Consider the following 23,615-nt stretch of genomic DNA (forward strand, 5'->3'; position numbering starts at 1 on the left):
TTACGCCTCCCTCGCTTTATTTTCAATTTCTGTAATTTCTTCTACACTTACATAATACCCGTCGTTGTAATCAAAGGAGCGGATGATCATGCAAATGAAAATTCCAATACCGCCTAGAATCGCAAGCGGGAACCAACTAAATACGAGGGCAAAGGAAGCAATGAACATCATCAAACTCATTACTGGTCCAAGCCATGTATTGCTCGGCATATGGATTTTCTGGTAATTCGTGTCGGCATTCGGATCAATGCCTTTTTCTTTCATATCCCAGAGAGCATCACGTTCTGATACCTCAGGGACTTTTGCAAAGTTGTAAAATGGCGGTATTGCTGAAGACGTTGCCCACTCCAATGTGCGGCCGTCCCATGGATCGCCAGTTGTATCGCGTTTTTCGTAACGCCAGCTGTAGTAAATATTATAGACGAACAACGCAAATCCGATCGCCATCATGAAAGCGCCCGCTGTGGAGATCGCATTAAGCGAAAACCAATTGTCGGATTCCAAGTATGTGTAAATCCGCCGCGGCATGCCGTCAAGCCCGAGAAAATACTGCGGGAAAAAGCAGATATTGAAACCGATCATGAAAATCCAAAAGACCCATTTGCCGATTTTTTCGTTCAAACGATGGCCAAACATTTTCGGATACCAGTAAACCAAACCAGCAAAGCAGGCAAACACCGTTCCGGCAATAAGGACATAATGGAAATGGGACACGAGAAAATACGTGTTGTGGTACTGGTAATCGGCTGCTGCCATAGCCAACATCACGCCTGTGACCCCGCCGATTACAAAGTTCGGGATAAAGCCAAGCGACCAAAGCATCGGCACCGTTATTCTAATTTTTCCTTTGTGTAGCGTAAAGAGCCAGTTAAAGATTTTGACACCTGTCGGAATCGAAATCGCCATTGTTGTAATCGAGAAAAACGAGTTAACAGCCGCGTTATTCCCCATTGTAAAGAAGTGGTGAACCCATACAAGGAAACTTAAAAACGAAATGATCACAACGGAAGCGACCATCGCATTATAGCCAAACAGCTTTTTGCGCGCAAACGTTGAAATAATTTCTGAAAAAATCCCAAATGCAGGGAGAATAACAATATACACTTCAGGGTGGCCCCAAATCCAGAATAAGTTGGCCCATAGCATATCAAGGCCTTGACCTTGCAGGGTAAAGAACGCCGATCCAAACAGACGGTCAAATGTCATCATTGCTAGCGCTACAGTCAACACTGGAAAGGCAAGGACAATAATCATTGATGTGATTAAAACCGTCCATGTAAACATCGGCATTTTCATTAGCGTCATGCCTTTAGTGCGCATTTTAAAGATCGTGACGATAAAGTTGATCCCTGTGGCCAGCGTTCCGATACCGGAAAGCTGAAGACCGAGCGCATAAAAGTTTTGACCGACGCCAGGGCTGAAATCATTCGAAGCAAGTGGAAAGTAAGACGTCCATCCTGCCGCTGGCGAACCGCCAATGATAAAGGAAATATTAAAAAGTGCCATTCCAAAAAAGAATGTCCAAAAACTTAAATTGTTCAAGAATGGAAATGCAACGTCGCGTGCGCCGATTTGCAGCGGTACGACCACGTTCATTAAACCAATAAGGAAAGGCATCGCCATGAAAATAATCATGATTGTGCCATGCGTCGTAAAAATTTCATTGTAATGCTGGCTGTTTAAAAACGTCATGCCTGGGGCAGTCAATTGCAAACGCATCATCATCGCGTCGACGCCACCCCGGAAAAGCATTAACAAAGCACACGCAATGTACATAATCCCAATCTTTTTATGGTCAACGGATGTGATCCAGTCCGTCCAGAGCACTTTCCATTTTTTAAAATAAGTAAGGGCGACAATTGCAATTATACTTGATAAGGCAATGGAAATTTGCGCACCAAGTATAAGCGGGTCTCCCGTTACTATAAATTCATCCCATCTCAACGGTAAATCCCCTCTCTTCCGTTGTTTGCGCCATTACTCATCATCCAATTCCACTTTGTATGTTCTTGATGTGTCAATTGGCTGCGTCAGTTTTGGCATTTCATACGCTTTGCCTTCTCTCGAATGCGGATTAAGTGGCTCATATCCAAGTTCTGCACTTTTCTCAAGCGCGTATGTCGGATCATAAGCATGGTTGACAAACTCAAGATGTGTCGAAGAGAATGTCATTTCTTCAGCATGACCTGGAACCATTAGATGTGCATATTCTTCTTCTGACAATGGTGGCGCTTCTGCTTGCACTTCTTCCACCCATGAATCATAGCTTTCATCTGTTACCGCATTAACAAGGAACCGTTGCTCCGTAAATCCTTCGCCTGTAAAGTTTGCATTGCGGCCATTGTACGTGCCTGGTTCACTAGCCATTAAAAACAATTCTGTTTCCATGCCAGACATGCTGTATTTTTGTCCACCAAGCTGCGGCACCCAGAACGATGCCATTGAATCTGCTGAAGTCAATTTGAACTGGACTGGACGATCAACAGGGATATTTACATAATTGACCGTTTCAATATTTTCCTCTGGATAGCTAAAGATCCATTTCCAGTTTACGCTTGTTGCATGAATGACAAGCGGATCAACTTGGACGCTGCCTTCAGCCACTTCAGGAGCTTCTTCCAAATTATAAATGGTTATGACAGTTGGCACAGAAAGAATGGTGACAATAATAATTGGAATAATCGTCCAAATAAATTCCAACTTATGGCTACCCTCAATTGACGGATCATAATTGTCATTGTTTCCTCGGTCACGGTACTTGACAATCATAACTGTAAGCAAAACAAACACGACTAAAACAATGAAAATCATAAACCAGATTGATAGCATGATCAAATCGCTTTGCTGTTCCGCTACAGGACCTTGTGGGTCAAGGACCGTCAAATTCCCACAACCACTCAGAAAGAGACTGACCATCGCTAGAGCAATCCATTTAAAGACTTTCGATGGTGTACGCAATAAAATCACCTTTCTTTTGGCAAAATAACTAATTGTTGCATGTATACTTTGTGAAGCAGAAACCAGCAACATAGCTGTACTCCATCCTACCACTTTCGCCTAAAAAATGCGCTGCTATTAAAGCGGTTACCAACAATTATCATAAATTCGACAAAAAATAGTTGAGAAGCAGACACAACTTTCCCAAACTTTTCTTGTTAACCAATCATGCCTTTCCCTTTTTTTGTCCATACTAAACGTAAGGAGTGATAATATGAATGATCCATATTTATGTCCAAAGTGCAAAACCAACCGGACACGGTTCCACCGCATCGTTCAACAAGCCGAACCTGTCAAATTAAGCCCACAAACTGGTGAAATCGTTGAAACGTACAACGAAGATTCACTTGATGCCTTCCATATGCCTTACAGAGGGCCATCGATTCGCATCCAATGCGGGGCGTGTGGGTTAAACGAGGCTGAAGACACGTTTGTCGCTTTTGCGCGAAATAATCAGTTTCAATAAAAACCAGCCCGACAATATGGGCTGGTTTTTATTGAAATGCTTGGATCATTTGCTTAAACAATACGTACACACCAATCACATACGCTTCTGCCTCATCCCGCCAAGAATCACGGCCGTCGATCACTTCAACTGCAAATGGCTGGCTATTTTGGGGCTCAGGCAATTTCTCGTTTAACGCTTCTTTCAAAAAAGCCGCCGCTGAGTGCAGCCCTTTATCGCCTCGCTCCATCACTTCATAGAAAGAGATAAAGCCGTGCATCACTCCATTAAACCGCTGTGCTTGTACATAGATCCCTTCATTATACAAACGTTTTGCCAAAGCTTCCCCTTCATCGCGCAACGGATCAAACTCGCCTGTTATGACAAGCGTGCTCGGCATCATCGACACATCTTCGGCATTAAGAGGCGATGTGTAAGGCGATGCCCAATCCGCTTCATTTGGCGCATACGATTGCTGCGCCATTTCCATAACAGCACGGGACAAAAAATAAAAGCCGCTTGCATACATGTCACGTGACGGGAACTCCGCATCTTCAAAAGTAGCCAGCGGGTAAAGGAGCGCTTGCCCCGACAAGGCAGGACCGCCCTCTTCTCCAGACATGATGGCAACAGCCGCAGCAAGGTTTCCTCCAGCGCTATCGCCAGCTACTGCAAGCCTATCCCCATCGCCGTCTAAAACGTCTGCATTCTCATAGACCCAGGTAAGGGCATCATAGCTATCGTTTACTGCTGTAGGAAAAGCATACGTCGGAGCAAGGCGATAAGCTGGGGCAACCACAATAGCACCAGTTCGGGCCGCAAGCGAACGGATAATATTATCATGAGTATCCAAGTCGCCGTAGCCTTCCAAAAATGCGCCTCCATGATAGTAGACAATGATCGGGTGTGGCCCCGCAGCGATAGGCTGATAAACGGTTGCTGGAATGTCTCCCCCATCCCTAGTCGGAATCGTGACTCGATGATGTTCAATCGTTGGCGGCGCCTTGACTGCTAATAAAGCAGGCGCCTCCAGTTTCCCTTCAGGCAAAAGCCGATTGTTGACGGCGTGAAGCAACACAGCCGTTTTCGGAGGCACTTTTCCCGCTTCTGTGTAACGCCAGCTTTGTACAAAAAAAATCGAGATTAAGCTGATTGTAACGACTGCCAAAGCCAAAAACGCTACTCCCTTTATTACAGATTTGGAAAACCTCTCCATGCGTGCCTCCTTCCTGACTACCTCGATTTGTTTCCTTTCCAGTTCGTTGCGATAAATTCGTCTCTTCCGCTTTGCGCGCGGTCTTGCTTATACGCCTTTGGCTGCTTTTTATAAAAATCTTGATGCTCTTCCTCGGCCCGATAAAACGTGGACGCAGGAAGAATCGCAGTAACAATTGGCTTGTTAAAACGGCTGCTGTTGTTTAATTCTGCTTTCGAAGCTTCCGCTAACCGCTTTTGTTCTTCTGTATAATAAAAAATAGCCGTCCGGTACTGGCTTCCACGATCATGGAATTGGCCGCCGTCATCTGTTGGGTCAATTTGCGGCCAGTACAGCTCAAGCAACTTGCTGTAAGGAAACAGCTCAGGATCATACGTAATCTCTACAACTTCATAATGTCCAGTTTCGCCGGTTTTTACTTGTTCATAGGTTGGATTTTTCGTGTCTCCGCCTGAATAGCCTGACACAATTGCTTTTATGCCTGGCAGCTCATCAAACGGCTGAACCATGCACCAAAAACAGCCTCCTGCAAACATTGCTTTCTCGATTGCCATTCCTATTCCCCATTTCTTCCTTTTCACAAAGGCATATCTATTATTTCACGTTAAAATGTCGCCTGTATTGGCTACTGTTCGCGATTGACTTGTTGTTCGTATTCAAATTCGATTTCGTCCTTCTTACGACTATATTTCACCCGTACAAGCTGATCTTTAAAATACCAGCTATCTTGTTCTTCAATAAAAAACAAAAAACCGCCCTCTTCATACACGACAGCCGGTTCAGTTGGTTCCGTTTGGCTCATCCCCATTGAAAAACCGCTTTGTAAGGATCCACAGCCACCGTAGCGTCCATAAAAACGAATCGGGACAGGTTCTTCTGCTTCCGAAAACTCTTGTTTAAACCAATTTATTGCAGGTTTTGTAACCTTAATTTCCATCTAGTTAGCCTCCTTGTAGAGTCTTGCTTTGTCTTTCTATCATACCAAGATTTTTGATGACCGTCCAAAATCCAGCTTTTAGCGGCCTATTTTTTTTGCGTAAGGGAAACTTTTTTGCGCAAGAGAATAAACTGTTTGAAAAGGAGTGACACAGCATGTTTGTTAAAAAAAATCCTTACTTTTATGCATGCCTCCTCCATAAAGCCGGCCTTATTACAACTGAGCAGCTTGAATTACTAATACCAAAAAAGCGAATCCGTTAAACGGACTCACTTTTCCAGTAGTTGCCGATCAAGGGCATCGACAAGTTGATGGATGTCTGGCTTGGCCACATGCTCGGTTACACCGGCTTCTTCCCCTCTTCGTTCCATCAGTCCTTTGTCTAGCGAAGAGAACGCAATAACGGGGGTTTCTTGATAGCGACTGTCTTGACGTAAATGTCTCGTCAGTTCGTGGCCGTTCATATAAGGCATTTCTATATCGGTAACGACCGCCTCATATCGAGGGCATGCATCATCTGACAAATAACGAGACGCATCCCTTCCATTATCAAATGTTGTAACATCTTCATAGCCAGCCTCTCTCAACGCATCGGCAAGGAGCGAACGCAACGTCTTTGAATCTTCTACTAATAGAAGCGGATAGTTACGACGGCGCTCATCCGTTGCCATTGCCCCTTGCATGTGTGACGGCTGGATAAAGTGGAGCACCTTCTCCAAATCAAGGGAGAAGGCAACGCCATTGTCCGGCAACGGAATCACCCCACTCACAAAAGCTTCTTTTCCTTTTGTGACAGCGTCTGGCTGTTTGATTATGCTAGAGTGGGTGCGGTGAACGTGGGTAACAGGCCCCGTTTTTAGCGCAAATAGTTGCTCACCCATCTCAATCACAAGAAAATAGACTGTTTCACTTTCGTCAATTTCCAAGAGGCGGTACAAGTTGATTAATGGGATGACTTGTCCGCGCACTTGAATGACGCCCTCAACGATGCTATGCCTGTTTGGTGATTCCGTAACTGGAACCGGTCGAATAATTTCTTTCACTTTTAATACATTTAATGCATAGGTGGACTGCCCTGCTTTAAACAAAACAAGCTCCTGGTCATAACGTTGCTCTTCCCTTTCAAACATGTTAAGCGCCATACGATTCCCTCCGAACTAAGCCTTCATCCTTTTATATCGGCGCTTCTACCAAAGCGGTTTAGCCTCGACCAGCAAAAATATTCGTACTAGCGTAGTTGTTATCACGCAACGCCTTATCCACTTATTGCTTTTTCAATGAAATTTCTACTGCAAAACCCTTCGACTTCCGATTCCTTATAATGTTTTAATAGTTCGTTCACTAAATGTTCATACATGCCAGCATGCTCTAATTTGTCTACATGAACTGAGATGCCATCGAAGTCTGAGCCAAAACCGATATGATCGATCCCGCCTCGGCTCGCTATGTGGTCGATATGACAAAGGAGGTCGCGAATGGAGGCGCCAAGCTCGCTTTTTATAAAAGTGGGAAAGAAAACAACGCCAATGAAACTGTCGCTTGCAATCAGGGCATCGATTTGGTCATCGTGCAAATTGCGGGGATGATGGCAAACAGCATACGCATTTGAATGGCTGGCAATCGTTTTTTTTGAGCATTCAAGGACATCCCAAAACGCAGCGATGCTCAAATGAGAGACATCATTTAGCACATGGTGTTTGTTATTCAATGCGATCACTTTTTTGCCAAATTCGGTCAGTCCGGCGCCACGCATTTCCCCAATACCATCGGCGCATAAATTGGCGTCATTCCATGTTAAGCCAATGGAGGAAACCCCTTTCTCATACAACCATTCCAATTTGCCCATATCTGTTCCTAAAGCATCCATCCCTTCTAAAGCAAGGACAGCGCCAATTTCTCCCTCTTTCAAGGAAGCAATTTCATCCAATGAGCGAATCGCCTTCATGTTAGGCACAGCAAGGACACGCTCATAGAATGCATTCATTTGCTTTTGCACCACTTGAAATTTTGATTCTTGCGGCACGGTTGACGGCACCCAAATCGCAAAAAACTGAACAAACACATTCCCTTGTTTTAACCTTGCTGCATTTGTTGCAATGTCTTCGTCATCGGCAAACGCTTTGTCCTCATCACGCCACAGTTTATAAAGAGCATCACAGTGTGTGTCAATTATCTTCATGTCTCAAATCACCTTTCTTTCCCTTCTCTCATATTATAGAGCAGTTAAAAGGGATGGAGGTTTGATGATGTCTGAACATTTCCCACGGAAGCCAGGGGGCGGCCATGACTTTATGGCGTCAATCGATCATTTTTTTCAATCGGCATTTCGGAACTTTTCAACACAATTGTTTGGCCCCTCCATACCGGTACGTATAAGAGAAGAACCAGACCGTTTTGTGATAGAGGCCGAACTTACAGGAATCAACAAAGAGCAAATTGAGTTGGAATCGCTGCGGCAAGCGCTTATAATCCGTGTTCGCCACAAAGGCGAAGTCACGACAATCGATGACGAAACGAAACTAATCACCAAACAACATGCTTCTTCCAAGAGTGAGCGCGCGATTCCTGTCCCATTTCCTTTTAATGAAGATGACATTCATGCCCATTATGAAAATGGTTTGCTGCGCATCGTCATTAAAGGAAAGCGGAAAACGATTTCCATTAAATGAAAGGAGGCTATGCCATGTTTCCTGCGCCACGACGTCCCCATCATCAGCAAATGATCCACAATCAGGCGTTTTTGCAACGGCAACAGCCTGGTTTTCAACATCCCCCTTATCAGCGCCGACCTTATCGCCAAATGCCACAGCCCTTCCAACAAAGCGGATACCCGCAACAGGCGGCGCCTAAAAAGAAGTCAATCTGGACAGCTCCGTTTACAGACGATGAAGGAAAATTCGACCTCTCCCGAACAGCCACTTCAGTTGATAAATTTGTGAAAACATTCCAGCAAGTGTCGCCGTATGTATCAAGAATTAGCAGTTTTTTCACTAGATAGCGCGTGCCAGGCTAAAGTGCTGCCTGGCACAAATGCCTTATTGTCCACAGCGGCTGCCGCCACTTTCTGCTGGCATGGAGCTTGAGCGGACTCGCTGGGCATAGGCAAGCACTCCTGTTGGTGCCATTAGCTTTAGTCCTTGTGATGGTACGTAGTCCACTTTTACTTCGTTCCCAATTTCCGCTTCTGCTTTTTCGTTATAAATCACCGTAAGCCCTTCAACCTCAACGATTTGATCGCCTGCTTCCACGATACCTTCTTGGATAAAGTACTCCACCATTGTGCTACATTCATACGTATCCTTGGCGGCAATACGGACGATTTCATGCCCTCGTTCGCTTAGATAGGTATGGGCTGCAGCTGTTATCGTAATGTTCATTCTTTCTCCTTCCTACGGCTAACTTGACCCGCGCGCTGCTTTACAACAATCCATTTTGTTCAAACAAAAATGCATAAGGAATGTCAACAAAAACGTAAAGCTTGTCGTTAAGCGGATAAGAATAGGTGCGAATTTGCTCATCTCGTTCAATGTCTGTATATAAATCCGATAAGATCCCTTTTTTCTCTACATTCATCCGCACAATGTTCTCAAGAAAATAAGGGCGCCAGCTCCAGTTTTTAGCGCGGCTTTCTTTCAAAAGCAGCCAATTTCCTTCTGCATCTTTTTCTGCATTGGCCGATTGTTGGATGCCATCTTCATCGCAAATGTAGACGCGGAATGTATAAGGATTTAACGCTTTCGCCACGTTTAAAACAATTTCATCGTAGCCTTGGTCTTGTTTCAAACCCTTCATTGCTTGTTTTAATGTTTGCGACAATTGGTTAGACAGCGTAAACTGTGCCTTCATTTTTTCTCTTTCATAATGGATAAAGTGATGCATATCTTTTTTTAATTTGTCTTTAAAGCTGTTTTCATCGACAAACCCTTTGGTCGCTTGTCGAAAATAAGGACCTTGATAGTAGCGCCCACCGCTGCGCCACGCATAATTAAACTGTGCAAACGTCTCAACTCCTTGAAACAAAAGGGTCGCGCCAATTTTGCGGGCGAAAAGAGCTAACGGCTGGTGGACATCTCGATACAGCCCTGGCAACGAATTTTCTTCTAGAAACGAGCAGTTGACGCAAATAACATTCGGTTTTAGCTTTGTGAACAACTCCAGCTGGTTGGCCACTGAATAATCGGCATTCACTGCAAGCTGCACGCCTAAGCTTTGCATATAGACCATCGTATGTTTGACTTCCAGCAGCTCTTCAACGCTATGTTCACACACGATGTTGACAATGACACGCTTTAATGGGATGCCAAGTTGCTGCATTGCTTCCAGTCGGTCCAACAGCATCTGACCTGCCTGTTTTTTTAATAGCCTGACATCATAATTGAAATAAAGCATTTTTTTCCCGTTTTCAGCGGTGTACAAGTCAATTGCTTTTTTCTGCAAATCGTCTTCTAGTTCGAGGCGGTATTCGCTAGGAATGCTTCTATCTTCGAAAAACCAGTTCAGCTTGATCCGTTCATTTGCCTCCATCCAATAAGGCTGGACTTCATAGCCAACCACTTGCTGTTTGTCTGCACTTACGATCGGAAGAAAAAAAGGGATAACCCGGTTCTTGTTCATCATAATATCTAGCGGGTCCAATGGAATCACCTCTCCCCCCATTGTACCATACTATCATCGTTCAAAAACGCGCTTATGTCTTTCTCAGAAACCGTTTCATCTGTTTCGCTATGAGGTTAGGCTGTTCCTCTGGCAACAAATGGCCACAGCGCTTTAGCAAAATGAGTTTGCTGTTTGCTAAGTCTTTTGCTAAACGCACACTTGTTTGCACAGGAATAACGGGGTCTTCTCGTCCATTGATGATTAAACAAGGCTTGGCAATGGTTTGCAATTCTGTTGACGTTAAATCACCTTCCCTTTGCCGTGCAAGTTGGATCAACCCCTTGCCAATCGAGGTGTCGCTAAGGGGCAAAGTATAGGCGCTAACCATTGCTTTCGTTACGACCCGCTTATCGTAAACAGCCTCACATAAAAACGCCCGTACATCTTGGCGGCGAATGGCTGCGTAAATGGCCGGGGCCGCAAAAGGCAAATAGGATATAGCGCGGTATGTTCTTTTAACACGTTGTAAATAACCAGAGCTTGCCAACAGCACAAGGCGTTCAATTTGGTCAGGGAATGCTTTGGCCGCATGCAGCGCCACTTGTCCGCCCATAGAATGGCCAACAATTGTCACATAGGTGTGTCCAAGCCTAGCTGCCAGTTCAATGACAAGCCGGGCATAACCATAAAGGGAATAGACCGTTCCTGGTGCCTTACTTGAGCGGCCAAACACAGGCAAATCACAACTGATCAGATGATAATCCTTGTGTAAATAAGGAATCAATTGATGAAAACAGGCTGATGATGCTAAAAAACCATGCAACAAAAGCAACGTTCCTTTTGCTTCTTGCCCTTGGCAACGGTAGTATTCAAAATAAACGCTCGCTCCCTGGATGTATAGAAATGAGGTGCGATCCGGCCGAACCTTTTGCACAATCAGCCCTCCCTTTTTGATTAGTGTTTCGCATGAACATAAAAAAAAACCGATTGCTCGGTTTTTTAATCATCTAAATGGTATGGGGTTTCTTGATATACGTAGTAATTAAGCCAATTAGAAAACAACAAATTCGAATGGGCACGCCATTGCAAAGGTGGGAGCGCATCGACATTGCCTTCTGGAAAATAATTGAACGGCGGATCACAGGCAATCCCACGTTTTACGTCGCGTTCGTATTCTTGTTTTAGTGTATGTGCATCATATTCAGAGTGGCCCATGACAAATACACGCTTCCCATCTTTAGAAGAGGCAATATAGACACCCGCCTCTTCCGAAGAGCTTAAAACAATCAGCTCATCAACGCGCTCAATATCTTCGCGGCTAACCGTGGTATGGCGAGAATGGGGCGCGTAAAAAACATCGTCAAAGCCCCGTAGCAAATTGATGTTTTTCACATCTAGCTTGTGTGAATAGACGCCAAAAAGCTTTGTTGTAAGCGGCTTTTTCTTAATGCCATAATGGTGGTAAAGACCAGCTTGGGCACCCCAACAAATATGTAAAGTCGACGTGACATTGGTAGTCGTCCAATCAAGGATAGACGTTAGTTCATTCCAATAATTGACATCATGGAAAGGCAGCGTCTCTACTGGGGCGCCAGTAATAATCATTCCGTCAAATTTTTGTTGTTTTACTTCATCAATGGTTTTATAAAAAAGGTTCAAATGTTCTTTTGATGTATTGCGCGGCGAATGGGTGCTTGGATGCAACAGAGAAACATCGACTTGCAAAGGTGTGTTCCCTAACAGCCGTAGCAATTGTGTTTCGGTTTCTTGTTTAGTCGGCATTAAGTTTAAAATGCAAATTTTTAAAGGCCGGATATCTTGTGTGTACGCCCGACTTTCATCCATTATAAAAATATTCTCTTTTAACAGAATTTCCTTCGCAGGTAGGTGATCTGGAATTTTTATCGGCATGGCAACTCGCTCCCGCATCTTTGTTTTTAACCATCTTAACGCAATAAGGACAGTGTTTCAAGAATAGTGATGAAGTCAATAACCCCACTCAGACTGCTAGAAAACGCTTGCCAAACAACAATGTATGCGAACGCTTGTCTACAGTCTAAGGCTATGCATTCGCATAGCCTTAGTCCGTTACTTCAATTGGAAAAAACAGTTGGCCCGTCCGAAAATGATCCGTATAAACGAGTTCGTAAGTGGTATCTTTCGGGACAATAAAGGCCACTTCGCCACTGACAGACCGCCCTGAAGAAATTTGACCACCGAGAATGCCCTTTGTTTCTACATTTGATTCATGGCTATACGCATAATGTTCACTGTCCATTAAAGTCAAATTCATTAACGAAAAATTAACGGTCGATTCCCGTTTGTTTTCAATCGTTAAATCGACTTTGATCAACAGCTCTTCCTCGTTCTCCTCTTTGACAGAATAACCATTTAATGTAATCTCGATATCACTAATCTCTTGCGACTCCTGTTTGTTCTCTTCTTGATCAGATGCGTTGCCTTGGACCGTTTCTGGTTTTGAAAGGCCGTTCGTCGCAAAACCGACTATCAACAAAAGACAAACAATCAAGCCTAGCAATACTAGCACTTTTTCTTTCATCTTTTTCCTTCTCTCCCTATCATACATGCTCATACAACCCTATTTATATGAACCTCGTACGCTCGTCATGTCTGATTTGTACAGCATAAAGCATAACAAGAAGAAGCGGGAGAAAGACCTTTAGCCTTTCCCAGACTGTAGCCAAACGCTCGCATACAATTGTCGTTTGCCTCGATTTGACAAGCGTGTTCGATCAGCCTTTCCACCATGTATCATATACACTTATCGGGTCTTTGCGTTTATGCGCTGTTGCCATATAACGCTTTTCTAATTTTTCCTGTATGGCGCTGTCAATGGGCTTGCCTTCCAGATAATCATCAATTTGCTCATACGTCATGCCAAGCGCTTCTTCATCAGGCAATCCTGGTTTGTCGTCTTCAAGATCTGCAGTTGGGACTTTTTGGTACAGTGCCTCTGGTGCGCCAAGTTCTTGGAGAAGCGCTTTGCCTTGTCGCTTGGTCAGTCCATATAGCGGAACGACATCGCAAGCCCCATCGCCAAATTTTGTAAAAAATCCAGTCACCGCTTCGGCAGCGTGGTCGGTACCAAGCACAAGGCATTGGTAGTGGGCAGCCAAATCAAATTGGACTTTCATCCGTTCCCGCGCTTTTGTATTGCCTTTTATAAACCCAGACAGCTCTTCTCCTGTCGCTTCCACAAAAGAGGCAACAGCAGCATCAACAGCTGGCTTAATGTTAACCGTATGGATCTTATCAGGACCAATAAACGACAGCGCCACTTGTGCATCTTCTTCATCATGCTGGACGCCATAAGGCAAACGAACGGCATGAAATTGGTACGTGCCTGGAGCTTTTTGATTGAGCTCATCTACCGCCATTTGCGCAAGTTTTGCCGCAAGCGTAGAATCCTGGCCTCCCGATATTCCAAGTACAAATCCTTTTGTGCCTGCTTTTAGCGTATAGTTTTTCAAAAAATCTACACGGGTGCGAATTTCTTCTTTTGGATCAATGTCTGCTTTCGTATGTAAGTCACGGCGAATGGAATCTTGGTTTACTTTCATCATAAGACCTCCAGTGTTGTAAAGTTGCTTATGGAAACGGCGCAATTGGTCTAATTTTCCCTCCGCTGCTAAAATGGTGGCTTGCTTTTCCCCGAGCAAGTCGAAATGGGGAAATTCGTTGCGATTGTCGATCCACTGTGGGTTTAATCCGTACGTTTTGCCCCATTCAATTAACTTAGAGACATCGACGCAAGCGGCCTTGGTAACAGTAGTCGCCTGGGGAAAGCGTGGGTCGTGCCAGTAATGGGTCAGAAACGCAATTTCCCCTGCCCGTGCTTTCGCTTTCCAGCCTTCTAGCTCCGTACGGTTAATGCCAAACGCCATTTTATTGCTCCTTCAACTCTTCATAACGTTGGTACCACTCAGGGAACGCCCGCTTAAAAGGAACTGGCTTGAACGTGTCTTTTTTCACAATCACATGTGTCGTCGACCCTGTTACACAAAGCTCCCCGTTTTGGTTCGTAATATCGTAGGCATAAACGGTTTTAACACCGTCATTTAGGGAAAGACGTGTCTCCACGATTGCCGTATCTCCGTAGCGGAGCGCCTTGCGGTAAGTTGCTTGCACATCATACACAGGAGCAAAGTAGCCATCTTCCTCCATCTTTACGTAGCTGTAACCGGCATCTTCAATATAAGCCGTACGACCAAGTTCAAAATATTTTAAGTAGTTAGCATGGTATACGACGCCCATCATGTCGGTGTCAGCGTACTGAGGAACAATTTTTGTTTGCACTTTATGGGTCACTACTTCCCCTCCTTTCTCCCGCCAAACCCTTTACCGAGTTTTCCATCAGTATAACACAGGTCGCTCTATTCCTAAAAACATTTCCGCCTTACTTTGCCTTATAAGCACCAGTATAAGCAAAAGGTCATAGTCCTATCATCCTTCTATCTCTCCACTATTTTATAAATAACCGTTCGCCAAACAACTAAACCTCTTTTTTTCACATAGCAGTTCTCCCATTTTTTTGCAGTAAAGCAAAAACAATAGCCCCTCCAGCTAATCGCTTTAGGGGCTATTGTTAAAGGCGTTCATGATTGTGGTTTGACAATGCTCGCTCTACATCTTCTTTCTCAATTTGCATAAAAGCAGTTTGGCCGACTTCTATGTGTGCCACACGCAGAGCCTGCTCTTGGATGATAGCTTCAAACACTTTCATGACGTAGCGGCCATTGCCTCCCCTATTCGCTGATTTAAAATGGCCTTTTATTAAATCAAGTGCTGCTTGTGACCATTCATACCGATAGCTCTTCGCTTTTGCGAGTAGCATCTCGTACCGTTCGTCAGGCGTGTAATCTGGAAAATGGATGGTTTTACGCACTCGCGATTGCAGACCAGGATTGCTTTTTAACAGCTGTGTCATTTCTTTGGCGTAGCCTGCAAAGACGACAACTAAGTTGGCTTCATGGGTCGTCATTGCTTGCGTTAATGCTGTCAACGCTTCCCTTCCATAGTCATTCGCGCCGCCTTGTGCCAGGGAATATGCTTCATCAATAAACAAAACGCCGCCAAGTGCATCTTCAATCACTCTTTCTGTTTTCAATGCCGTCTGTCCGACAAATCCGCTAACGAGATCACTGCGAGAAACCTCGACCACATGGCCTTTTTTCAACAAACCGATTTGGTTAAGCGCTTCTGCATAAAGCCTGGCAACGGTCGTTTTCCCTGTGCCAGGAGCCCCTGAAAACACCGTATGGAGCGGCATAGGTGGTACGGCTAAGCCGATGTCACGCCGTGCTTCTTTTACTTTCGCGTACGCAGTCAGCTTTTTTATTTCTCGCTTCACTTCTTCGAGCCCGATAAGTGCATCAAGGCGGGAAAGGGCATTTTCGGCTCGTTGGGGCGCTGTCGATTGGATATGCGTTTCATCCACCAACACCAAATCTGCCTCTGACTTGCCGCTGCCAGAAGCCCCTTTTTCAAAAATGGCGGCGCGGACAATGTTTTCGACGACACGAGCATTGCCAAACGATTGGTCGATTTTTGCCCGTTCAATTTCCACTGATACTTTTTTTAAGGCTTGTTCGGTGAAAACAAAGTCGTTTTCCAGCGCTATTGTTTCAGCTATATCCAAGAGTTCACTTTCCGTGTAATTTTGCAAATGAAGTTGATTTTGTTCTGGGAAACGGCTCCTTAGCCCTGGGTTGGAACGTATAAAGGTGGCCATTTCTTTTGGGTAGCCTGCAAGGATAACGGCAAAATTGCCTGCATACTTGCCGCTTGTCATTGCCGCTACAAGCGTATCAATGACCGCTTGCCCGTAATCATTGCCTCCTTGCCCGGCTCGTTTTAAACTGTACGCTTCGTCAATAAACAGGACGCCGCCAGCAGCGCGTTCAATTGCTGCCATTGTTTGCTCTTCTGTTTGCCCGACATAGCCAGCAACCAGTTGGGCACGGTCTACTTCATACACTTCTGGTTTAGAGAGAATGCCCAACTCATAATAAATTTTAGCAAGCAGCCTTGCTAAAGTCGTTTTTCCTGTTCCTGGGTTTCCTGTCATAATCATATTCAAATTGAGCAATCGCTTTGTTTGCAGTCCACGCTTTTTCCGTTCCTGTTGGTACTTTAAAAACGCGTACAGTTTATGGATCCTTGCCTTTACGTCTGCAAGACCGACCATTTCATCGAGCTCTGCCAAAGCAGACGGATGCTCTTGCGGTTTGGCCAATTTAGCAGCCTGTTCATAAAACCGATGTCCAAGCGTTGTCGCCTCAGCCACAAGTTGTTTTAGCGTTTGAAACAATGGCTTCGAATAGTATTGACCTTGAAAGCTTTCAAGCAGCTGTGAAGCTGTATCAGCAAGGGCTTGCGCTTTATCGCGAAATGTGTTGGCAATGTCCTCAAGTTCTCCATTGCCAGCCGATTCCGTCTGCTCCCAATCTGCCAGAAACCGGTCTGCTTGTTCTCGAATGCGGGCAATCGCTTGTTGTTTACCGCGAAGTTGGTCGGTTTCGCGGAGGTGTGGCCATTGTTTCGGGATCAGTTCAGATCCTACCCATTCTGTTGCCTGGCCACGCTGCTTCAGCTGATGGACGATTTGCTTAGAAGCACCCATTTCCTCTGCTTGTTTTAACCATTGGTGCACAAACGAGTCAAGCTGCTGGCGCCGCGCGAACCGGTACCGAGCCAGCTCAACGAGTTCATTTGCAGACATGGGCTCCGTAGCGTCACTTCTTGTCAAACGTTTCCGCCAGAGCGCGGCTTCTGCCTGTATTGATTGTTGTCTGTCTTGCGCCACGCTGGTTCCTTCCTTTCTATTAATGGGAATGCCCTTCGTGGATAAATTGTCGTTTTTCCACTTCCAAAACCTTGCCATTAGTCGGTTTTATTAAGTAGCGATGGGCCTCTGGAAACGTTTCATTTGTCGATTCTACATGGATAAAGACATTGTTTTTGACGTTAGCGTCACGCCGTTCGCCATCAAGCTCAATTTCCACAGATTCGATGTCTTTGTCTGCGTATCCTAAAGAAACATACGTACTTGCCCGTTCATTGTCTACCCAATCATTTGTTGTAAACATAAATGTGTCCATAAATTGGTCACCGCCTGTTAAAAAGCCGTTTTCAATTTCTATGGAAGCATCCAAATACTTGCGGTAGCCTTCGTCTTCCATTTTCAACCGTTCCGCCGCCAAATGGCGTTCATTGATTTGGTAAACAGCAAAAACTTCTTCATGTTCCTCTTCAAATACGGCCAATAACTCTACTTGTTCGTTTTCATGGCCAACCGCGATGGCGTCTTCAATCGTATCATGCACAGTCAAGTTCACTGGAATGTCGCCAGGGCCAGCGCTGATCATAAGCCCGCTGTAAGTGACAAGTGTCCATGCGACTAGCAGCACTCCGACGATCACTGTCTTTTTAAACCACCATGCTGCAAATAAAGCGCCCACAAGCAGGATGACCGATGCGATGAGCAACAAGGTACCGCTGATTCCTGGAGAAAACGAAATCAGCTGGTTTTCTAACAAAGGTTCTTGTAAAAACCAGTCCATTAGCGGGCTCATCGGTTCGTTTTGCAATGTCCGCAGTACATTATGAGGCGGCTCCGTTTCCGTTAGCCAGGAAGTCACGATGAAAACGAGAAGCGCAACCACCCCTTCGGCACGAAAGGATTTTTGTCGTTCAGCGGGCGATAGCTCGGCCCCTTTGCCGCTTAAAGATAGCAAATGCCGAAAACCAAAGACAAGCAACGGAATAAAGAGAATGTGCTTGATGAGCAACAATTGGCCGTAAGACAGCATCCAGCTATTCACATACTCTGGTGCAATTTCCCCCATCATGATGAAGCCACTCGTTACAAGTAATAACAAACTAAAAACAGCCACAACCGAAAACCATTGGTGAAACTTCAAAGCATTGATAAGTGCCGTTCCATAAAGACCAACGACTAGTAATGGTCCAATCCAAAAAGCCATCGCCACCATATGAAGACTACTGCTAATCATCCCGTGCAACCCGTTTAAGGAAGCACTATGGCTCGACAGACTGATTGCAAAAGTCAGCAAAACGATGAACACAAGATTGATTCCTGCGGCCACAGGCCGTAGCGCCGTTACTTTTGCCATTGCCAACCATACAGCAGCCATGAGCACGACAATCAAGCTCCCATATAGAAAACTAGCGCCAACAGCATGGTCAGCAATGACAGTCATAAGCGCATCGGGGTAAGAAATATCGAAAAAATCGGCGTAAGTAACCGCCAATTTGGCCACATAGCCAAATAACACAACAACAATCCCGCCTAGCAACAGCACAGCCGTTTGTTGTTTTGGCTCAGCACTGAGCCCCCGTTCGCCTGGAGCAAGGGCGACGGTAAAAATCCCTGTCGTAAACGCCAAAAGCGTATAGAGCAGCATATTTAAAATTGCTTCAATCATATCTCTCCTCCATTAAAAATCTCTATCCCCATCATAGCAACCTGTTGTTGCCATGAATAGCAAATCGCTCAAACTGAGCGAAAAACGTCAAAAAAGCCGCCAATTTTGGCGGCTGCAGACCAATCTGCGTGATATGGTCAACAAAGTGTGTACTTAATGGAACTACCCTTTTGGAGGAACATAGTTCGGCTGTTCATTGGACTTGTTGGCCATTTTCTTGCCGTTGTTCCGATCTGATTTGCGTGATTGTTCGCCTAAATGGTCAGGCGTAAATTGGGCAAACCGATTGTTGTCTCCCATGTGATCCCCTCCATGAGTTTAGCTTGCCCAATGCAACGCCTACGAAGACTTCCTTATTTTGGCACCGAGTGTTTTTGTTCGAACCGTGCTTCTAGACGCTCCATGGCCTCCCGGTCCTGAGTAAGGCGCTCACGGTTTTGCCGCACCAATTCGGCAAAAGATACTTTTCCTACTCGCCTCATCGTTGTTCACCTCTTTTTTTCTATTACTATTACCTGAATTCTCATTTTTTAAACCATTGCCATTTAGCCGCCATTCGCCAATTTTTTCACTTTCTCCTCCGATTGACGTCTACGACAGCAATCTTGTTCATATAAGTAAACCATCACGACAAAAAAGGGTGAATATCATGGAAAAAAAGCAACTTGAACAACTTTTTGAAACAAAATTACAACGGCCGTTATCAAAAAAAGAACAGCACTTTCTTTCTTGGTTGGCACAAAAAAGCCATCATCACGACCAGCGTCCTCATCCCGCAGCTAATAAAAGCACGAATTGGCGATAAAAAAATACCTGCCTATGCCATACAAAAAACCTGCCTGAGAGCCTCAGGCAGGTGTTCATTTCATTACACAGTAGCCAATTTTTCACGTAACACCATTTGCAAAATACCGCCATGGCGATAATAATCGATTTCTACATCGCTATCGAAACGGACAAGCGCCTCGAATTCCGTTTTGTTGCCATCTTCGCTAACAGCCGTAACCGTCACATAATCCCGTGGTTTTATATCGTTGCTAATGGCGACAGAAATCGTTTCTTTTCCTGTCAGGCCAAGGGATTCTGCGCTTTCGCCTGCTTTAAATTGAAGAGGCAGCACGCCCATGAGCACCAAGTTGGAACGATGGATACGCTCATAGCTTTCAGCAATAACCGTTTTAATGCCAAGCAAGTTCGTACCTTTGGCTGCCCAGTCACGAGAAGAACCCATGCCGTAATCTTGGCCGGCTAGAATAACAAGGCCCGTATTGTCTTCCTTGTATTTCATAGCAGCATCATAAATAGACATCACTTCCCCAGTCGGCCAATAAGTCGTGTAGCCGCCTTCCGTTCCTGGAGCGATTTGGTTGCGAATGCGGATATTGGCGAACGTGCCACGCATCATGACTTCATGGTTGCCTCGACGAGAGCCATATGAGTTAAAGTCTTTTGGCTTAACACCTTTTTCCATCAGATACTTACCTGCTGGCGTATTTTTGCCAATCGCTCCTGCTGGAGAAATATGGTCCGTTGTGACAGAGTCACCAAATTTTCCAATTACACGCAAGCCATTAAGCGGTTTAACTTCTTCTGGATCTTTGGCAAGCCCTTCAAAGAACGGCGGGTTGGCAATGTAAGTTGAATCATCATCCCACTGGTAGAGAGCGTCGTCCGTCGTGTTGATTTGATTCCAGCGTTCATTGCTCGTGAACACATCAGCATATTCACGACGGAATAGCTCAGGTGTAACCGTTTTATCAACAATTGTGCGGACTTCATCAGACGTTGGCCAGATATCTTTAAAATAAACATCGTTGCCGTCTTTGTCTTTGGCAATTGGGTCATTTAAAAGATCGACATCCACTGTACCTGCTAATGCATAAGCAACAACAAGCGGCGGCGATGCCAAATAGTTCGCCTTTACAAGTGGATGGATGCGCCCTTCAAAGTTACGGTTTCCAGACAGGACAGAAGTTACTGTCAGATCATTGGCTGCAATCGCTTGTTCCACTTCCTCTTCAAGCGGGCCAGAGTTTCCGATACATGTGGTGCAGCCGTATCCGACTAAATGGAAGCCGAGGTTTTCAAGATAAGGCATCAAGCCAGAATCATTCAAATAGCCTGTTACCACTTTAGAACCAGGCGCTAGCGATGTCTTCACGTACTCAGGCACTTTCAGACCTAGCTCGCTCGCTTTTTTGGCAACAAGTCCTGCGGCTACAAGCACATATGGGTTGGATGTATTTGTACAGCTCGTAATAGCAGCAATCGCTACAGCACCGGTTTTCATCGTCGTTTCGCGGCCATCGGCAAAGTTGACTTCAACGGTTTTATTAAATTCATCTTTCGATAGACCGAGTCCTTGGTTTCCTGCTGGCGCAACGACGGCATCTTGGAAGGACTTTTGCATGTCTGGTAGCTCGATTAAATCTTGTGGGCGCTTAGGGCCTGACAAGTTGGCATGGATCTTAGACAGATCCACTTCCACCACATCTGTGTAAACAGGATCAGGCGTTTCACCAGGGACATAGAACATGCCGTTTGCTTTGCAGTACGTGCGAACCAAATCAATTTGCTCTTCAGAGCGTCCTGTAAGGCGCAAATAATTCAACGCTTCTTCGTCAATTGGGAAAAAGCCGCAAGTCGCGCCGTATTCAGGTGCCATATTTGAAATCGTCGCCCGGTCAGCAAGAGGCATATCGGCAAGGCCAGGGCCAAAGTATTCGACAAATTTGCCGACAACATTCTTTTTACGCAACACTTGCGTCACTTTTAAAGCGACATCCGTTGCCGTTGTCCCACTTGGCAGTGAGCCTGTAAATTTCAAGCCAATCACTTCAGGAACCGGGAAGTAAGAAGGCTGTCCAAGCATGCCAGCTTCCGCCTCAATGCCGCCAACACCCCAACCGAGGACACCCAAACCGTTAATCATGGTCGTATGGGAATCGGTTCCCACTAAAGTGTCTGGAAACGCAACTGTTTCGCCGTCCTGTTCAACAGCATGGACAACGTTGGCAATGTACTCTAAATTCACTTGGTGGACAATACCGGTCGCTGGTGGCACGGCATTGTAATTGTCGAACGCTTTTTTGGCCCAATTTAAAAATTGGTAGCGCTCTGCATTGCGTTCAAATTCCAAATTCATATTATGAAGCAATGAGTCGTCTGTTCCGAACTTGTCAACTTGGACAGAGTGGTCAATGACAAGGTCGACTGGGATTTCCGGATTGATTTGGTCGGGATTCCCTCCGAGGTCAGCCATTGCTTTGCGGAGCGCAGCTAAGTCGACGACAGCCGGGACGCCAGTAAAATCTTGGAGAATAACACGTGAAGGCTTAAACGGGACGTCGATCTCCTTTACGTCCTTTGTCCCCCATTTTGCTAGGTTTTCAACATGCTCTTTTTTAATGACATAATCATCGTACTGCCTTAACACGGATTCAAGCAGGACTTTAACGGAATAAGGCAGCTTGCTCACTTTTCCGATCCCGGCTTTTTCCAACGCATCAAGCGCATAGTAATGGTATGTTTTCCCATTCAGGTCAAAAGAAGACTTAGCATTAAACACGTCTTGTTTTTTTGACATCGAAAGACCCCCTTATCAGCATTATCATAACGTATTATGAGAGCGTTGTCTAAAGATTTACCCATCCGTAAGCGCTTTTACAAACAGGCGTTCAGGAAGATTTCCCTTCATTAGGATAGCAAAAGTTGCGCCAAGTTTAAATCTTTTTTCGACAAAAACATTAAATTTGAATAGAAAAAATGGTTGCCGCCTTATACTAATGGGGAAGGAGGAGTGCTTCATGACGGAACGCCATACGTTTAAAAGCCAACGCCGCAACCAGCCAAAAGGCAAGCAAGGAAGCGGACAGCCAGAACCATTGAGTGGCTCACACAAAACAAAAAAAGCCAACCAAGTTAATCAAACAAATGGCGAATAATGATGAAAGTCCGCCCATACGCTTTTTTTTCGCTTGCATAGACTAGAACATACCTTGTTAAAAGGAGGTTCAACTATGAGCGGATATGGTGGAGGCTTTGCTCTTATCGTTGTTTTGTTTATCTTGCTAGTAATTGTCGGCGCAAGCTGGTTCTAATCTCGTAAAAGGCTGCCATTGCAGCCTTTTATCGCATTTTCCTTTACGCAGTCCAGCCAGGCTCGTACGTATAAACAACCGTACCGAAATGTTTGGCTGCCCCTCGAAAGCTTTTCATATCCTCTTGTTTCGTCAATACGTTGCGAAACACTGGAAACTCTTCTTTTGAAACCGTCACTTCGGTTACTTCCTTCGTCCGTAATGCTTGCAGCAATTGCTCTGCTTTTTCTTCTGTCATTATCCAGCCCCCTTGATCAACGCAACAGTAAAGTCAATATACGTTAGCGAGAACCTATTTTACTCAAGCGAAAAAACGCCATGTTGCTAGCGCCTATACCCATTTTATGATACAGTGAATGCGAAGAACAAGCAAAATGGGAGGATGAACATGTCAGGCTGGGATTGGTTTATGAGTTTTATTATTCTATGGACGTTCATCTTGCTTGGACTCATGCTCATCGGTGGCTATTTTATGTTCCGCAAATTTTTAAAGCGCTTGCCAAAAGCGGATGGCAAATCGATTCTTGATTGGCAAGAACATTACATTAACCAAGCATTGCCTCTATGGGGAGAAGACCAACGTACGTTGCTTAATGAACTCGTTGAGCCTGTCCCCGAACTGTTCCGCGATGTTGCAAAGGAAAAGATCGCCGGGAAAATTAGCGAGATTGCCATTAAAGAAAAAGCGACTACATTGACGCTCGACATGATGATCCGCGGCTACATTATCGCTACCCCAAAACGCGACCATAAATTCTTGATTAAAAAACTAACGGAAAAAGAAATTGATTTGGCTCCGTACGAACATTTGCTTGATCGGAATGCAGAAAGCCGTAAAATGAACGCACAATGACGG

General features: G+C 45.1%; 27 protein-coding genes. 7 read left to right on the forward strand and 20 right to left on the reverse strand.

Annotated elements, in window-relative coordinates:
- Together qoxB and qoxA are read right to left on the reverse strand one after the other, a co-directional pair.
- Nucleotides 1-1,944 (reverse strand): cytochrome aa3 quinol oxidase subunit I, encoded by a 1,944-nt coding sequence (gene qoxB / locus N6H06_RS14405; RefSeq protein ID WP_062750513.1) that lies wholly within the window; start codon nucleotides 1,942-1,944, stop codon nucleotides 1-3.
- Between the two features lie 33 nt (nucleotides 1,945-1,977).
- Complete coding sequence (qoxA, locus tag N6H06_RS14410; protein WP_263707515.1) at nucleotides 1,978-2,916, reverse strand: cytochrome aa3 quinol oxidase subunit II; 939 nt, start codon at nucleotides 2,914-2,916, stop codon at nucleotides 1,978-1,980.
- Nucleotides 2,917-3,211: 295 nt separating this feature from the next.
- Between qoxA and N6H06_RS14415 the strand changes: the two genes are divergently transcribed.
- Nucleotides 3,212-3,463, forward strand: coding sequence for a hypothetical protein (locus N6H06_RS14415; RefSeq protein ID WP_062750514.1), 252 nt, complete (start codon nucleotides 3,212-3,214; stop codon nucleotides 3,461-3,463).
- A 28-nt stretch (nucleotides 3,464-3,491) separates the two neighbouring features.
- Here the strand turns inward: N6H06_RS14415 and N6H06_RS14420 are convergent, their stop codons facing one another.
- The 5 genes from N6H06_RS14420 to N6H06_RS14440 all read right to left on the reverse strand — a co-directional run bounded on the left by N6H06_RS14420 (nucleotide 3,492) and on the right by N6H06_RS14440 (nucleotide 7,774).
- On the reverse strand, nucleotides 3,492-4,658 hold the full coding sequence (locus N6H06_RS14420; protein WP_062750516.1) for an alpha/beta hydrolase: 1,167 nt from the start codon (nucleotides 4,656-4,658) through the stop codon (nucleotides 3,492-3,494).
- 17 nt (nucleotides 4,659-4,675) lie between these two features.
- Entirely contained in the window at nucleotides 4,676-5,206 is a 531-nt protein-coding gene (gene msrA / locus N6H06_RS14425) for a peptide-methionine (S)-S-oxide reductase MsrA (protein ID WP_263707516.1), read from the reverse strand.
- 77 nt (nucleotides 5,207-5,283) lie between these two features.
- Nucleotides 5,284-5,595 carry a HesB/YadR/YfhF family protein gene (locus N6H06_RS14430; protein WP_062750518.1) on the reverse strand — a complete coding sequence of 104 codons (312 nt, stop codon included), beginning with the start codon at nucleotides 5,593-5,595 and terminating at the stop codon, nucleotides 5,284-5,286.
- Nucleotides 5,596-5,864: 269 nt separating this feature from the next.
- Nucleotides 5,865-6,737 (reverse strand): chemotaxis protein, encoded by an 873-nt coding sequence (locus N6H06_RS14435; RefSeq protein WP_263707390.1) that lies wholly within the window; start codon nucleotides 6,735-6,737, stop codon nucleotides 5,865-5,867.
- A gap of 113 nt (nucleotides 6,738-6,850) precedes the next feature.
- A complete protein-coding gene (locus N6H06_RS14440) occupies nucleotides 6,851-7,774 on the reverse strand; it encodes a dipeptidase (protein WP_062750521.1) in 924 nt (307 codons plus the stop codon).
- Nucleotides 7,775-7,841: 67 nt separating this feature from the next.
- Here N6H06_RS14440 and N6H06_RS14445 point away from each other — a divergent pair, with 67 nt between their 5' ends.
- Nucleotides 7,842-8,264, forward strand: a complete 423-nt coding sequence (locus N6H06_RS14445) for an Hsp20/alpha crystallin family protein (protein ID WP_062750523.1) — start codon at nucleotides 7,842-7,844, stop codon at nucleotides 8,262-8,264.
- 14 nt (nucleotides 8,265-8,278) lie between these two features.
- On the forward strand, nucleotides 8,279-8,593 hold the full coding sequence (locus N6H06_RS14450) for a YppG family protein (protein WP_062750525.1): 315 nt from the start codon (nucleotides 8,279-8,281) through the stop codon (nucleotides 8,591-8,593).
- Nucleotides 8,594-8,630: 37 nt separating this feature from the next.
- Here the strand turns inward: N6H06_RS14450 and N6H06_RS14455 are convergent, their stop codons facing one another.
- The 11 genes from N6H06_RS14455 to N6H06_RS14505 all read right to left on the reverse strand — a co-directional run bounded on the left by N6H06_RS14455 (nucleotide 8,631) and on the right by N6H06_RS14505 (nucleotide 19,141).
- On the reverse strand, nucleotides 8,631-8,972 hold the full coding sequence (locus tag N6H06_RS14455) for an iron-sulfur cluster biosynthesis family protein (RefSeq protein ID WP_212953725.1): 342 nt from the start codon (nucleotides 8,970-8,972) through the stop codon (nucleotides 8,631-8,633).
- Between the two features lie 40 nt (nucleotides 8,973-9,012).
- Complete coding sequence (locus N6H06_RS14460; protein ID WP_238583384.1) at nucleotides 9,013-10,239, reverse strand: EAL domain-containing protein; 1,227 nt, start codon at nucleotides 10,237-10,239, stop codon at nucleotides 9,013-9,015.
- Nucleotides 10,240-10,282: 43 nt separating this feature from the next.
- Entirely contained in the window at nucleotides 10,283-11,125 is an 843-nt protein-coding gene (locus tag N6H06_RS14465) for an alpha/beta fold hydrolase (protein ID WP_062750529.1), read from the reverse strand.
- Between the two features lie 65 nt (nucleotides 11,126-11,190).
- Nucleotides 11,191-12,102, reverse strand: a complete 912-nt coding sequence (metA, locus tag N6H06_RS14470; RefSeq protein ID WP_062750531.1) for a homoserine O-acetyltransferase MetA — start codon at nucleotides 12,100-12,102, stop codon at nucleotides 11,191-11,193.
- Between the two features lie 169 nt (nucleotides 12,103-12,271).
- Complete coding sequence (locus tag N6H06_RS14475; protein WP_062750532.1) at nucleotides 12,272-12,751, reverse strand: DUF4352 domain-containing protein; 480 nt, start codon at nucleotides 12,749-12,751, stop codon at nucleotides 12,272-12,274.
- A gap of 193 nt (nucleotides 12,752-12,944) precedes the next feature.
- Nucleotides 12,945-13,775: an ammonia-dependent NAD(+) synthetase gene (nadE, locus tag N6H06_RS14480; RefSeq protein WP_082808475.1), complete on the reverse strand. Its 831-nt coding sequence runs from the start codon at nucleotides 13,773-13,775 to the stop codon at nucleotides 12,945-12,947.
- Between the two features lie 322 nt (nucleotides 13,776-14,097).
- A complete protein-coding gene (locus N6H06_RS14485) occupies nucleotides 14,098-14,520 on the reverse strand; it encodes an acyl-CoA thioesterase (protein ID WP_082808458.1) in 423 nt (140 codons plus the stop codon).
- 277 nt (nucleotides 14,521-14,797) lie between these two features.
- Complete coding sequence (locus N6H06_RS14490) at nucleotides 14,798-17,017, reverse strand: AAA family ATPase (RefSeq protein WP_263707397.1); 2,220 nt, start codon at nucleotides 17,015-17,017, stop codon at nucleotides 14,798-14,800.
- Between the two features lie 19 nt (nucleotides 17,018-17,036).
- Nucleotides 17,037-18,659 (reverse strand): copper resistance D family protein, encoded by a 1,623-nt coding sequence (locus N6H06_RS14495; RefSeq protein ID WP_263707399.1) that lies wholly within the window; start codon nucleotides 18,657-18,659, stop codon nucleotides 17,037-17,039.
- A gap of 162 nt (nucleotides 18,660-18,821) precedes the next feature.
- The gene (locus N6H06_RS14500) at nucleotides 18,822-18,959 is read right to left on the reverse strand and encodes an acid-soluble spore protein N (protein ID WP_035201379.1); all 138 of its coding nucleotides are present in this window, start codon (nucleotides 18,957-18,959) and stop codon (nucleotides 18,822-18,824) included.
- Nucleotides 18,960-19,012: 53 nt separating this feature from the next.
- Nucleotides 19,013-19,141: an FbpB family small basic protein gene (locus N6H06_RS14505; RefSeq protein WP_082808460.1), complete on the reverse strand. Its 129-nt coding sequence runs from the start codon at nucleotides 19,139-19,141 to the stop codon at nucleotides 19,013-19,015.
- A gap of 167 nt (nucleotides 19,142-19,308) precedes the next feature.
- Between N6H06_RS14505 and N6H06_RS14510 the strand changes: the two genes are divergently transcribed.
- On the forward strand, nucleotides 19,309-19,464 hold the full coding sequence (locus N6H06_RS14510) for a hypothetical protein (RefSeq protein WP_193754540.1): 156 nt from the start codon (nucleotides 19,309-19,311) through the stop codon (nucleotides 19,462-19,464).
- Nucleotides 19,465-19,527: 63 nt separating this feature from the next.
- On the opposite strand, the gene acnA is transcribed toward N6H06_RS14510, so the two are convergent.
- Nucleotides 19,528-22,245 (reverse strand): aconitate hydratase AcnA, encoded by a 2,718-nt coding sequence (acnA, locus tag N6H06_RS14515; protein WP_062750538.1) that lies wholly within the window; start codon nucleotides 22,243-22,245, stop codon nucleotides 19,528-19,530.
- A 220-nt stretch (nucleotides 22,246-22,465) separates the two neighbouring features.
- Between acnA and N6H06_RS14520 the strand changes: the two genes are divergently transcribed.
- Together N6H06_RS14520 and N6H06_RS14525 are read left to right on the forward strand one after the other, a co-directional pair.
- The gene (locus N6H06_RS14520; protein WP_035201383.1) at nucleotides 22,466-22,603 is read left to right on the forward strand and encodes a small acid-soluble spore protein P; all 138 of its coding nucleotides are present in this window, start codon (nucleotides 22,466-22,468) and stop codon (nucleotides 22,601-22,603) included.
- A gap of 75 nt (nucleotides 22,604-22,678) precedes the next feature.
- Nucleotides 22,679-22,759 carry a YjcZ family sporulation protein gene (locus tag N6H06_RS14525; RefSeq protein ID WP_062750540.1) on the forward strand — a complete coding sequence of 27 codons (81 nt, stop codon included), beginning with the start codon at nucleotides 22,679-22,681 and terminating at the stop codon, nucleotides 22,757-22,759.
- A 43-nt stretch (nucleotides 22,760-22,802) separates the two neighbouring features.
- Here the strand turns inward: N6H06_RS14525 and N6H06_RS14530 are convergent, their stop codons facing one another.
- Nucleotides 22,803-22,997, reverse strand: coding sequence for a hypothetical protein (locus N6H06_RS14530; protein WP_062750542.1), 195 nt, complete (start codon nucleotides 22,995-22,997; stop codon nucleotides 22,803-22,805).
- Between the two features lie 150 nt (nucleotides 22,998-23,147).
- Here N6H06_RS14530 and N6H06_RS14535 point away from each other — a divergent pair, with 150 nt between their 5' ends.
- A complete protein-coding gene (locus N6H06_RS14535) occupies nucleotides 23,148-23,612 on the forward strand; it encodes a DUF2621 domain-containing protein (protein WP_062750544.1) in 465 nt (154 codons plus the stop codon).
- Nucleotides 23,613-23,615: the final 3 nt, after the last annotated feature.

The sequence above is a fragment of the Shouchella tritolerans genome (genome assembly GCF_025770735.1).
Classification (GTDB): Bacteria; Bacillota; Bacilli; order Bacillales; family Bacillaceae_D; genus Shouchella; species Shouchella tritolerans.

Bases quoted from the DNA above. Each gene is read 5' to 3' on its own strand.
- N6H06_RS14445 (WP_062750523.1), top strand. From the start codon at position 7,842: ATGTCTGAACATTTCCCACGGAAGCCAGGGGGCGGCCATGACTTTATG.
- N6H06_RS14440 (WP_062750521.1), bottom strand. From the start codon at position 7,774: ATGAAGATAATTGACACACACTGTGATGCTCTTTATAAACTGTGGCGT.
- N6H06_RS14450 (WP_062750525.1), top strand. From the start codon at position 8,279: ATGTTTCCTGCGCCACGACGTCCCCATCATCAGCAAATGATCCACAAT.
- nadE (WP_082808475.1), bottom strand. From the start codon at position 13,775: ATGATGAAAGTAAACCAAGATTCCATTCGCCGTGACTTACATACGAAA.
- N6H06_RS14435 (WP_263707390.1), bottom strand. From the start codon at position 6,737: ATGGCGCTTAACATGTTTGAAAGGGAAGAGCAACGTTATGACCAGGAG.
- N6H06_RS14510 (WP_193754540.1), top strand. From the start codon at position 19,309: ATGGAAAAAAAGCAACTTGAACAACTTTTTGAAACAAAATTACAACGG.
- metA (WP_062750531.1), bottom strand. From the start codon at position 12,102: ATGCCGATAAAAATTCCAGATCACCTACCTGCGAAGGAAATTCTGTTA.
- N6H06_RS14430 (WP_062750518.1), bottom strand. From the start codon at position 5,595: ATGGAAATTAAGGTTACAAAACCTGCAATAAATTGGTTTAAACAAGAG.
- N6H06_RS14525 (WP_062750540.1), top strand. From the start codon at position 22,679: ATGAGCGGATATGGTGGAGGCTTTGCTCTTATCGTTGTTTTGTTTATC.
- N6H06_RS14495 (WP_263707399.1), bottom strand. From the start codon at position 18,659: ATGATTGAAGCAATTTTAAATATGCTGCTCTATACGCTTTTGGCGTTT.
- N6H06_RS14455 (WP_212953725.1), bottom strand. From the start codon at position 8,972: ATGAACATTACGATAACAGCTGCAGCCCATACCTATCTAAGCGAACGA.
- N6H06_RS14530 (WP_062750542.1), bottom strand. From the start codon at position 22,997: ATGACAGAAGAAAAAGCAGAGCAATTGCTGCAAGCATTACGGACGAAG.
- qoxA (WP_263707515.1), bottom strand. From the start codon at position 2,916: ATGGTCAGTCTCTTTCTGAGTGGTTGTGGGAATTTGACGGTCCTTGAC.
- N6H06_RS14415 (WP_062750514.1), top strand. From the start codon at position 3,212: ATGAATGATCCATATTTATGTCCAAAGTGCAAAACCAACCGGACACGG.
- N6H06_RS14420 (WP_062750516.1), bottom strand. From the start codon at position 4,658: ATGGAGAGGTTTTCCAAATCTGTAATAAAGGGAGTAGCGTTTTTGGCT.
- N6H06_RS14535 (WP_062750544.1), top strand. From the start codon at position 23,148: ATGTCAGGCTGGGATTGGTTTATGAGTTTTATTATTCTATGGACGTTC.
- N6H06_RS14520 (WP_035201383.1), top strand. From the start codon at position 22,466: ATGACGGAACGCCATACGTTTAAAAGCCAACGCCGCAACCAGCCAAAA.
- acnA (WP_062750538.1), bottom strand. From the start codon at position 22,245: ATGTCAAAAAAACAAGACGTGTTTAATGCTAAGTCTTCTTTTGACCTG.
- N6H06_RS14500 (WP_035201379.1), bottom strand. From the start codon at position 18,959: ATGGGAGACAACAATCGGTTTGCCCAATTTACGCCTGACCATTTAGGC.
- N6H06_RS14475 (WP_062750532.1), bottom strand. From the start codon at position 12,751: ATGAAAGAAAAAGTGCTAGTATTGCTAGGCTTGATTGTTTGTCTTTTG.
- N6H06_RS14505 (WP_082808460.1), bottom strand. From the start codon at position 19,141: ATGAGGCGAGTAGGAAAAGTATCTTTTGCCGAATTGGTGCGGCAAAAC.